Origin of the sequence: Arthrobacter gallicola, from assembly GCF_014836775.1 — a bacterium.
Lineage (GTDB): Bacteria > Actinomycetota > Actinomycetes > Actinomycetales > Micrococcaceae > Arthrobacter_B > Arthrobacter_B gallicola.
On sequence record NZ_JACSQD010000003.1, the window covers coordinates 481,868 to 491,963 of the forward strand.

Sequence of the window (10,096 nt, forward strand, 5' to 3'; positions counted from 1 at the left end):
GGACGGTAGTTTGAAGGTATGCGAATCCTGCACACCTCTGACTGGCACCTCGGCCGTTCCTTCCACGGCGTTGGCATGCTGGAGGCCCAGCGCGGGTTCCTCAGCCAGCTGCTGGACACCGTCAGGTCCTCCCGGGTGGACGCCGTCCTGATTTCCGGCGATGTGTACGACCGCGCCCTTCCCGGCGTCGACGTCGTCCGGCTCCTGGACGAAGCCCTGGCGGGCATCACCGCCGCCGGCGCCCGTGTGATCCTGACCAGCGGCAACCACGATTCAGCTGCCCGGCTGGGGTTCGGCGGCAGGATCTTCGAGCAGGGCGGCGTGCATCTGCGCACGGGGATCGAATCAATCACCTCACCGGTGCTGCTGCAGGACGGAGCAGCCACGGTGGCCGTCTACGGCATCCCATATCTCGAGCCCCGGCTGGCGGCACCCGAACTGGGCGCGGATACCGCCCCAACCCACGCAGGGGTCCTGGGCGAGGCCGTCCGGCGGATCCGGGAGGACACTGCCCGCCGTGAAGCCGAGGGCGCACCGGTGCTTCCCCTGGTCATGGTCCATACCTTCGCCAGCGGCGGGATCACCTCGGACAGCGAACGTGACCTCTCGGTGGGCGGTGTAGGGGCAGTGCCGCTGGACCTCTTTACCGGGTTCACTTACACAGCGCTGGGCCACCTTCACGGCCGGCAGGAGCTGGCCCCCAACGTCTGGTACAGCGGTTCGCCGCTGCCGTACTCGTTCTCGGAAGCCCGCCAGTCCAAGGGCGGGCTGCTGATTGAGATTGGGCCCGGCGGCCTCACAGGCGTCACACCCGTGCCCTGGGAGGCGCCCAAACGACTGGAGCTGCTCCGCGGGACCCTGGACGGGCTGCTGGCCGACCCTTCCCTGACCGCGGCCGAAGATGCCTGGTGCCAGGTCACACTGACCGACGATGACCGTCCGGCGAAGGCGATGGAACGCATCCGGTCCCGTTTTCCGGGCACCCTGGTTTTGGTGTTCGAGCCGGCGTCAGGGAACCGCGGCGTTAACGAAAGCTACAGCCGGCGCCTCGCCAGGGCCACCGACGACCTGGATATCTGCTGCGGGTTCCTGGACCACGTGCGCTCGCGCGAAGCGGCACCCGAGGAGAAGGACCTTTTTGTGGAAGTCCTGGCGAAGGTCAATGCCGCGGAGGTTGCCAAATGAGGATCCACCGGCTGGAAATCCAGGCGTTCGGTCCGTTCGCGGAACGCCAGGTAGTCGACTTCGATGAGCTCGGTGCACAGGGGCTCTTCCTGCTCAACGGTCCCACGGGCGCGGGGAAAACCAGTGTCCTCGATGCGATCTGCTTCGCGCTCTACGGATCCGTTCCCGGGGCACGGCAGGCCGCCCGCAAGCTCCGCAGCGACCACGCTGCTCCCGGTACCGCACCGGAGGTGGTGCTGGACTTCAGCGCCGGCCCGCGCCGCTTCGAAGTGGTGCGCAGCCCGCAGTGGGAGCGGCCGGCTAAACGTGCCGGCAGCACCAATGGCACGGTAACCGAACAGGCCCGCACCCTGCTGCGCGAGCTGGTCCACGGCGAATGGGTGCAGAAAACCACGCGCAACGACGAAGCAGCAACAGAAATCCAGGACCTCCTGGGGATGAGCAGCGAACAGTTCACCCGCGTCGTTATGCTTCCGCAGGGAGATTTCGCTGCCTTCCTGAGGGCGGACGCCACCTCCCGGGCCGACCTGCTCCAGCGTTTGTTCGGCACCTGGCGCTTCGAGGAGATTGAGCGGCAGCTGAAGGAACAAACGGCCGACGCGCAAACCGAGCTGGCCCAGGCGCAGTCCTCCGCGGAACTGATTGTGGCGCAGGTGCAAAGCGAAGCAGCCAGGTGTATCAGGCTCCTGACCGGCGGGACGCAGACCGGAACCGGGGACGAGGCTTCCACTGAGGACTCCGATCCTGCGTTCCCTGCAGAACCGGATGAAGACCCGGCGGCCTGGCTGGCCGCCATCCGGACTGTTGTGGGGGACAGGCTCACCTCGGTCCGCACCGGGCAGGAACACCGGAAGAACGAACTTTCCCTCGCCGAAGCCACGGTGCACAAACTCCAGGCCCGCCGGGCCAGGGGCCTTGCGCTGCTGCAGCTGGAAGCTGAAGAACGGGAGCTCGCCGTCCGGCAGGCCGCCAGCGCGCCGCAGCGGGAGGCCCTCGCTGCACATACGCGGGCAGAAGGCCTGGCCGGGTATCTGGCCGCCTGCGATTCCGCCGGACGGGCCATGGAAAAGGCAGCGGCCGACGCCGGGTCCGCACTTGCCGGCCTCGCTGAGGCAGCCGGCACGGCAGGCCTGGCATCGCTGGTCCCTGGCAGCGGCACGGAACCGGGAGCCTTGCCGTGGCCCGGTCCCGGGGAACTGGAAGGCCTGGAATCGGCCACTGCGTCGGACCTTAGCGCCGCCGAAGCCGCGCTGGCAGACGCAGACCGCCTCGCGGGGCTGGAGCGTGAGCTGAAGAGGGACCGCGCCCTCGAAATCGAGCTCCGGGACAAAGCTGCACAGCACCACGCGGCGGCAGCGCAGCTTCGCACCGAACAGGCAGGCCTGCGTGCCGCCCTCCCGGACCTGCGGGCGAGAGCCGCCGGAACGGAATCCGCCCGGAACCGGGTGGAGCAGGCAGAACAGCTGATGAGCGTGATCGCCGAGTACGCCAAGGCGCAGACGGCGGCAGCCGCTTCCGCAGAAGCCGCGGCCACTGCCCGTCAGGATTACCAGGACCGGCGCGGGGCGTGGCAGGACCTGCTGCAGCTCCGGCTTGACCAGGCCGCCGCCGAGCTCGCTGCCTCACTCGAGCCGGGAGGCGCCTGCCCCGTCTGCGGCAGCTGCGAACACCCGGCACCTGCGCCGCTGCCCCAAAACGGGAAGTTTGTGGCACGGGAAGAGGAAACCGCGGCCCGGACCAGCAGCGAAGCGGCCGAGAAACTCTGGGAGGATGCACGGGCAGCGGCAGCTGCGGACGCCGCGGCCGCGGCAGCCCTCCAGGTGCAGGGCGGAGACGGTGATCCCGCAGACGCCCTGCAGGCGCGCGAAACCGCCGCGGCGCAGCTGGCAAGGGCCGAAGCAGCTGCCGCAGAACAGGCTGCCATTGAGGCGCGGCTGCAGGCACTGGAGGTTGAGCTCGACAGTCTGTCCGGAGCAGAATCCAATCTGCTGCAGGAGGCAGCATTGGCCCAGGCCCGCCTGCGCACGGCCACGGCGGAAGCCGCGGCGCTGCGCAGCCGCAGTGCAGACCTGACCAAGGGGGCCGCGTCCCTGCAGGAGCGGGTCGATTCCCTCCGCGCGGTCCGCCGGCTCTGCGGTGCAGCCCGCTCCGCCCTGCAGGCCGTGGCTTACGCGGAAGATTCCCATCAGACCAGCCGGCAGGCGCTTGACGATGCCCTGGACGGCACCGGGTTTCCGGACGCGGACTCCGCCCGGGCCGCGCTGCTCCCGGCTGCCGAGGCCGAGCGCCTCCGCAGCGCCCTCGACGCCCTCGACGCAGACGCAGCACGCGTGGCCATGCGGCGCGAAAGCGAAGATGCAGCCGCTTCCCTGGACAGCGGCGGCGATCCGGCGCAGATGCCCGATGAAGAGGACCTCGCTGAAGCTGCCGAAGCAGCAGATGCCGCCCGCAAAGCGGTTTCAGATGCCGGCATCCAGGTTGGTTTGCTGGAGGGATCCCTGGCAACACTGCAGGACCTGGACGTGAGGCTGGCAGCGGCAACCGAAGCGATCCGCCCCCTGCGCAGCCGGTTCGAGTTGCTCCAGTCGGTTACCGACACCGCCCGGGGCAACGGCGAGAACAACTACCGGATGGCTTTGAGCACCTACGTGCTGGCCGCGCGTCTGGAACAGGTGGCAGCAGCCGCGACGGAACGCCTGGCGGCCATGACCGCGGGACGGTACTCGCTGGTGCACGACGACTCGCGCTCCGGAAACCGCAAAGCCGGGCTCGGGCTCCATGTCATCGATGCCTGGACCGGTGTCCGCCGGGATACGTCCACCCTGTCAGGAGGGGAATCCTTTATGGCATCGCTGGCGCTGGCCCTGGGACTGGCGGACGTCGTACAGCAGGAAGCGGGCGGCACCAGCATGGAGACGCTGTTCGTGGACGAAGGCTTCGGCAGCCTGGACGAGGAAGCGCTGGAACAGGTGATGGACGCGCTGGAAGGGCTCCGCGACGGCGGCAGGGTGGTGGGACTGGTTAGCCACGTGGCGGAGATGAAGCAGCGGATCGGTGCTCAGCTGCAGATTACCCGCGGCCGCAATGGCTCCAGCATCCGGTTCCGGGCGGCGGAGGCTTTGCCTGTCTGACCTGCGGAGAAACAGGCGGAGTAGTAGAATCACCGTGTAACCGGGTCCGGCGCATCGGGAGGAGGGACGATGCGCGGTTTTCGCGTGAACAGAGCCAGCAAAATGACCCGTGACTACGAACCCGAACAGCCCTCACCGGCCGCCTCCGGAACTCAACCTGACCTCTCCAGCGCCCGGCCAACCGTGCCCCCGGCGCAGCCAGAAGCAGCTGTGAAGCCGGGATCAACAGCGCAGCCAGAAGCAAAAGCGCAGCCAGAAGCAACGGCGCAGCCAGAGCCAGGGGCCGGCCCCGCGTCCGCTTCTCCGCCGCCGTCCCAGGGCCGGTACGGGCGGATCTTCCAGATCGCGGGCAAGGCATTTTTCCCCGTTGCCTTTCTGGCGAGGCTTCCCCTGGCAATGCTGACGATCGGCGCGTTGACCCTTATCACCAGCACCACCGGGTCCTACGCCCAGGGCGGGTTCGCTGCCGGCGCCGTGGGCCTTGGCTCCGCGGTGGGAGGCCCGTTCCTCGGATACCTGGCAGACCGGATAGGTCAGCGGCCTCTGCTGCTGGGGGCCGCCGTCGTGAATCCGCTGATGATCCTGGCCGTCCTGTTCACGGCAGCCCAGCTGCCTGCCGGCGGCTCGCTCGCCGCTGTGCTTGCAGCGGCCTTTGCGATGGGAGCCACCGGCGCCCAGGTAGGCCCGCTGGCGCGCGTGCGGTGGATGGCCATGACCAGCCGGGACCGCAGCGGCCGGGAACTGGGCACTGCGCTGTCCTACGAGAGCATGGCCGATGAACTCAGTTTTGTCCTGGGTCCTGCCCTGGTTGGCCTGCTTGCCGCAGCGGTGGCGCCGTGGCTTCCGCTGGTGCTGGCTGCGGTGATCTCCGGGACCATGGTGACGGCCTTCGCGCTGCACCGTTCCGCTGAGACAGTGGTGCCGGCCGGGCGCCGCCGCACGGATCGGAACCGGGCCAAGGCCCGTGCCGCCGGCGCAGACCGGCCGTCACCGGCCGGTATCTGGCGCACCTGGGCGGTGCTGGCGCTGCCGATCCTGGGGATGGTGGCGATGGGGACATTCTTCGGTGCCACCCAGGCCAGCCTCACCGCATTTGGCGGGACCTTCGGCATCGCCGACGCTGCGGGGCTGCTCTATGCCGTCATGGGGATCAGCTCGGCCGTGGCCGCACTGTCTGTCGCGTTCTGGCCCGAACGCCTGAGCCAGTCCGTTCGCTGGGTCCTGGCTGCGGCCGCGATGACCGGTGCCGCACTGCTGCTGCTGCTGCCGGCCGGGATTCCGGAGATGCTGGTGGTCCTGTTCGTCCTGGGCATCCCCGTGGGACCAACCATGGTCAGTATTTTCGGCATCGGCGCCCAGCTTGCGCCCCCAAACCTGATGGGTACCGTGATGACCCTCCTGGCCAGCGGGACGGTGGCCGGAACTGCAGTCGGCTCGGCTCTCGCCGGTCCGCTGGCACAGGAGTACGGGCACTCTGCATCCTTCTGGGTCAGCTCCGGGGCCGCCGGCGCCCTCCTGGTCCTGGGCGTTGCATCGGCAGTCGCCGTACGGCGGCTGAAAAAGCCTCAAGCCTAACCGAGCACACACGTATTGCGCGCATTCTTTGCGGGCGGTACGGGTAGATTACGTGACGGTATCAAATGTGGCTCCAATCACGTTTTTTCCTTGACGAGGGGTGACCTATTTCATAGCGTTTACCTGTAGAACTTATGTTCAACATGCGAACAAGATGCAAACCTCAACGATTTTTGTGGCTGGTTGTTTCTGGGCCGTTCCGTTGTTGTTGAACTGAGGTCTGGATCCCGCGACCGTCTTCGCGGGGTTTCCCCCGTACAAGGAGCGCTTTAGTGAAACGCAATACCCCCCTCCTCCTGACTGCCGCGCTGGCTCTGACCCTCAGTGGCTGTGGAGGTGGATCTCTCTCCGGCGGCGAGGGCACCTCTGCTGCAGAGGGCACCTCCGGACTGACCACCCTCTCCGTGGGCATTATGCCCATCGTGGACACCGCCCCCATCTGGCTGGGCAAGGAACAGGGTTTCTTTGAAGCCGAGGGCCTGGACCTGGACATCCAGACCACCACCGGCGGGGCTGCGGCCGTGCCCGGCGTGGTCAGCGGAGACTTCGATTTCGCCTTTGGCAACGTCGTCTCCGTCATGGTGGCTAATGACAAGGGCCTGGACATCGAGCTGGTATCCAACGGCAACTCGACCACCGGAGACACGTCTTCGGACTTCGGCGCCGTCGTCGTTCCTGCCGGATCCGACATCCAGAGCGCGGCCGACCTTGCCGGCAAGACGGTTTCGGTCAACAACCTGTCCAATATCGGTGACACCACAATCCGGAAACTCGTGGAGAACGCCGGCGGTGACCAGGAGAGCATCAAGTTCGTGGAGATCCCGTTCCCCGACGCACCCGCGGCGGTCGAATCCGGACAGGTCGATGCTGCCTGGATCCTGGACCCGTTCCTCACCCAGACCGTCGAAAACGGTGCCCGGGTCATCGCCTACAACTTCGCCGAAACGCACCCGAACCTGGACATCAGCGGCTACTTCACCACCTCCGCGTACGTCGAGGAGAACCCTGAACTGGTGGAGAAGTTCACTGCGGCGATGAAGAAGTCGCTGGAGTACGCCCAGGAGAACCCGGACGAGGTCCGGGAAATCGTCGGCACCTACACCAAGATTGACGCCGAGATGCGCGCCAAGATGATCCTGCCGACCTTCCGGGCAGAATTCGACCGCGATGGCCTGACCGTTTTGGGCGAGGCCGCCGCAAGCTACGGAACGCTTTCCAAGGCGCCGGATCTGGCCGCCATGCTGCCCGCACAGGACTAGCACCGGACATCCGTCCGGATAACAGAACGAGACCATATGAACACCTCTAAACGACTCCCCACGGGGCCGTTGCTGGGTTTGGCGGGAATCCTCGGATTCCTGCTGACCTGGGAACTGATTCCCCGGCTGGGCGTGGTCAACCCCCGTTTCCTGCCTCCAGCCAGCGAGGTGCTGGGAGTCTTCTTCAGCAACCTGGGCCTGGGAGCCTTCTGGAATGCCGTCCTGGACACCATGACCGGCTGGTTCCTGGGCCTGCTCATCGCCACCGTTGCCGCCATTGTGCTGGGACTGGTGATCGGCTCCAGCGATTTCCTGCGGAAGGCCACCAACTCCACGATCGAATTCCTGCGGCCGATTCCCTCGGTCGCCCTGATTCCGCTCGCGGTGCTGCTGTTCGGGCTCAAGCTCGAATCGACTCTTCTGCTGGTGATCTACGCTTCCTTCTGGCAGGTCCTGATCCAGGTCCTGTACGGAGTGGCGGACGTTGATCCCGTCGCCAGCAACACGGCCAAGAGCTTTGGCCTGGGGCCGCTGGCCCGGATCCGGTACGTCGTGTGGCCCACCACGCTTCCCTACCTGATGACGGGCATCCGGCTCGCCGCCGCCGTCGCCCTGATCCTGGCGATCACCGCCAGCCTGATCATCGGCTCACCCGGTCTCGGCAAGGAGATTGCGAACGCCCAGTCAGGCGGCGCCATCTCCCAGATGTACGCGCTTGTGCTGACCACTGGTGTGCTGGGCATCCTCATCAACATGGGCATGCGCTTCGTTGAACGCCGCACTCTGTCCTGGCACAGCTCGGTACGCGGGGAGGTCGTGGTATGAACACGCTCAAAAAAGCCGGCTACATAGTCGCACTGCCCGTCCTGCTGATTGTCATCTGGTGGGTCAGCACGCTGGGAAGCACCAACTTCTTCGTCCCCAAGCCGGGCATGCTGCTGGACAAGCTGGTAACGGTGTGGACGGGGGAGCGGCTGGTCGAAGACGTTCTGCCCAGTCTCACCCGCCTGATTATCGGAATTCTTCTGGCGATTGTCCTGGGTACCGGCCTGGGTATCCTGGTCGGCACCACGCGCTGGCTGCGGAATCTGCTGGAGCCGGTCCTGGAGTTCTTCCGGGCCATCCCGCCGCCGGTGCTGATCCCGGTCCTGATGCTGCTCATCGGCGTCAATGACCAGATGAAGATTGCGGTCATCGTTTCGGGCTGCATCTGGCCGGTGCTGCTCAATACCATCGAAGGCGTCCGCGCCGTCGACGGCGTGCTCAGCGACTCCGCACGCACCTTCCGGATCAGCGGGTTCGCACGCCTGCGCTATCTGGTCCTGCCCAGCGCCAGCCCGCAGATTATGGCCGGCGTGCGGCAGTGCCTGTCCATCGGGCTGATCCTGATGGTGATTTCGGAGATGTTCGCATCCTCGGAAGGCCTGGGCTTCACCATCGTCCAGTTCCAGCGCTCCTTCGCTATCCCGGAGATGTGGAGCGGCATCGTGGTCCTTGGACTGATCGGTGTGGCCATGTCATTTATGTTCCAGTGGGCCGAACGCCGCATTCTCGGCTGGTACCACGGTTTGAGAGAGGTAGAACATGCAGAGTAACCCCACGGACGGCCAGGGCCAGCCGCTGCTTTCGGTCCGCGGCATCCAGAAGATCTACAAGGTTGACGCCGGCGAAATCGAAGCAGTCCGCAACCTGACCTTCGATCTGCGTCCGGGGGAACTGGTTTGCCTGGTGGGCCCCTCCGGCAGCGGCAAGACAACCCTGCTGAAGATCATTGCCGGACTGATGGCTCCGACGTCGGGTGAAGTGGTCCTGGCGGGGAAGAAGGTCACCGAGCCGCCGAAGGACATGGCCGTGGTTTTCCAGGAATACGGGCGCAGCCTGTTCCCGTGGATGACGGTCCGGGGCAACGTTGAGCTGCCGCTGAAGAACGCCGGAATCGCCAAGGCTGAGCGGAACAAGCTGGTTGAGGAAGCCCTGGAAGCGGTGGGCCTGGCCCACGTGCCCACCAGCTATCCGTGGCAGCTCTCCGGCGGTATGCAGCAGCGCGTGGCCATCGCCCGCGCCGTCGCCTACCAGCCCAAGGTGCTGCTGATGGATGAGCCGTTTGCCGCCGTCGACGCCCAGACCCGCGCGGACCTGGAGGACCTGGTCCGCAGTGTCTGGGAAAAACTGGGTGTCACCATCCTGTTCGTGACGCACGACATCGACGAGTCCGTCTACCTCGGAGAGCGGGTGGTGGTGCTTTCCAGCTCGCCGACCGTCGTCCAGGAGGACATTGTCATTGACCTGCCGGAAAAGCGGGACCAGCTCACCACCCGTTCGCTGCCGCGTTTTGTGGAGCTGCGCAACCACGTGTACGAGCAGATTCAGATCGCGAAGAAGAACAAGGGAGTGGCGAACCCCGCTCCGGTGGACCCGCGGGTCACGGTGCCGCACGCTGCGGCGGCCGTGGAAGGGCGTCCTCCGGCGAGCGGAATAGACGTTTCCTAGCCGGTCAGGCGGGCACAGCCGGGCAGGGGTCCGGAACTGCCGGGGACCTGGCTTCCCCCGCTGAGGCGGGGGAAGCCAGGTCCCTGTCCACTTAAAGGATGGTGGCCTAGTATCGGAAGTCAGCGGCCACGGCAGGCAGCGCGGCCGAAGCACCAGCCAAAGGAGACAGTTGTGGCTGAATCAGGCAAGCAGCATCCGGAAGACCAGCACGGCCAGGAGCAGGAGGAACGCCCGGAGGCGAAGGGCGGAGCCGGGCCTGAGGGGACTATCCCTGCCACGGGGGACGGCGTTGCGGCGGGCAGTGCCGGCGAAGCTTCGAACTTTGAACCGGAAGAGGACACAGACGCCGCCGGCGACGGCGGGTCCTGAACCGGCTAGCTGTACTCAGACAGCAGGTTGATTACACCGGTTGATGGGTGCTTTGCCTCCGAGGCTGCCGTGCGGGCGTTGATGGTT

General features: G+C 66.4%; 8 protein-coding genes. All 8 read left to right on the plus strand.

All coding sequences use genetic code 11. From position 1 onward, the window contains the following. Positions 1 to 18: 18 nt before the first annotated feature. Positions 19 to 1,185: an exonuclease SbcCD subunit D gene (locus H9639_RS09410; RefSeq protein WP_191807804.1), complete on the plus strand. Its 1,167-nt coding sequence runs from the start codon at positions 19 to 21 to the stop codon at positions 1,183 to 1,185. After that, a complete protein-coding gene (locus tag H9639_RS09415) occupies positions 1,182 to 4,316 on the plus strand; it encodes an AAA family ATPase (protein ID WP_191807805.1) in 3,135 nt (1,044 codons plus the stop codon). Before H9639_RS09410 ends, H9639_RS09415 begins: the two co-directional genes overlap by 4 nt. A gap of 210 nt (positions 4,317 to 4,526) precedes the next feature. After that, the gene (locus tag H9639_RS09420) at positions 4,527 to 5,891 is read left to right on the plus strand and encodes an MFS transporter (protein WP_318242047.1); all 1,365 of its coding nucleotides are present in this window, start codon (positions 4,527 to 4,529) and stop codon (positions 5,889 to 5,891) included. A gap of 272 nt (positions 5,892 to 6,163) precedes the next feature. Then, positions 6,164 to 7,150 carry an ABC transporter substrate-binding protein gene (locus H9639_RS09425; protein ID WP_191807807.1) on the plus strand — a complete coding sequence of 329 codons (987 nt, stop codon included), beginning with the start codon at positions 6,164 to 6,166 and terminating at the stop codon, positions 7,148 to 7,150. Positions 7,151 to 7,186: 36 nt separating this feature from the next. Further along, on the plus strand, positions 7,187 to 7,975 hold the full coding sequence (locus H9639_RS09430; protein WP_191747200.1) for an ABC transporter permease: 789 nt from the start codon (positions 7,187 to 7,189) through the stop codon (positions 7,973 to 7,975). Beyond that, positions 7,972 to 8,745, plus strand: a complete 774-nt coding sequence (locus tag H9639_RS09435) for an ABC transporter permease (RefSeq protein ID WP_191807808.1) — start codon at positions 7,972 to 7,974, stop codon at positions 8,743 to 8,745. Before H9639_RS09430 ends, H9639_RS09435 begins: the two co-directional genes overlap by 4 nt. Then, complete coding sequence (locus H9639_RS09440) at positions 8,735 to 9,640, plus strand: ABC transporter ATP-binding protein (protein ID WP_191807809.1); 906 nt, start codon at positions 8,735 to 8,737, stop codon at positions 9,638 to 9,640. Before H9639_RS09435 ends, H9639_RS09440 begins: the two co-directional genes overlap by 11 nt. A gap of 171 nt (positions 9,641 to 9,811) precedes the next feature. Then, positions 9,812 to 10,009 carry a hypothetical protein gene (locus H9639_RS09445; RefSeq protein WP_191807810.1) on the plus strand — a complete coding sequence of 66 codons (198 nt, stop codon included), beginning with the start codon at positions 9,812 to 9,814 and terminating at the stop codon, positions 10,007 to 10,009. Positions 10,010 to 10,096 lie beyond the last annotated feature (87 nt).

Excerpts from the sequence above, each read along its gene's own strand:
- H9639_RS09440 (WP_191807809.1), top strand. The coding sequence starts at position 8,735 with ATGCAGAGTAACCCCACGGACGGCCAGGGCCAGCCGCTGCTTTCGGTC.
- H9639_RS09415 (WP_191807805.1), top strand. The coding sequence starts at position 1,182 with ATGAGGATCCACCGGCTGGAAATCCAGGCGTTCGGTCCGTTCGCGGAA.
- H9639_RS09435 (WP_191807808.1), top strand. The coding sequence starts at position 7,972 with ATGAACACGCTCAAAAAAGCCGGCTACATAGTCGCACTGCCCGTCCTG.
- H9639_RS09410 (WP_191807804.1), top strand. The coding sequence starts at position 19 with ATGCGAATCCTGCACACCTCTGACTGGCACCTCGGCCGTTCCTTCCAC.
- H9639_RS09430 (WP_191747200.1), top strand. The coding sequence starts at position 7,187 with ATGAACACCTCTAAACGACTCCCCACGGGGCCGTTGCTGGGTTTGGCG.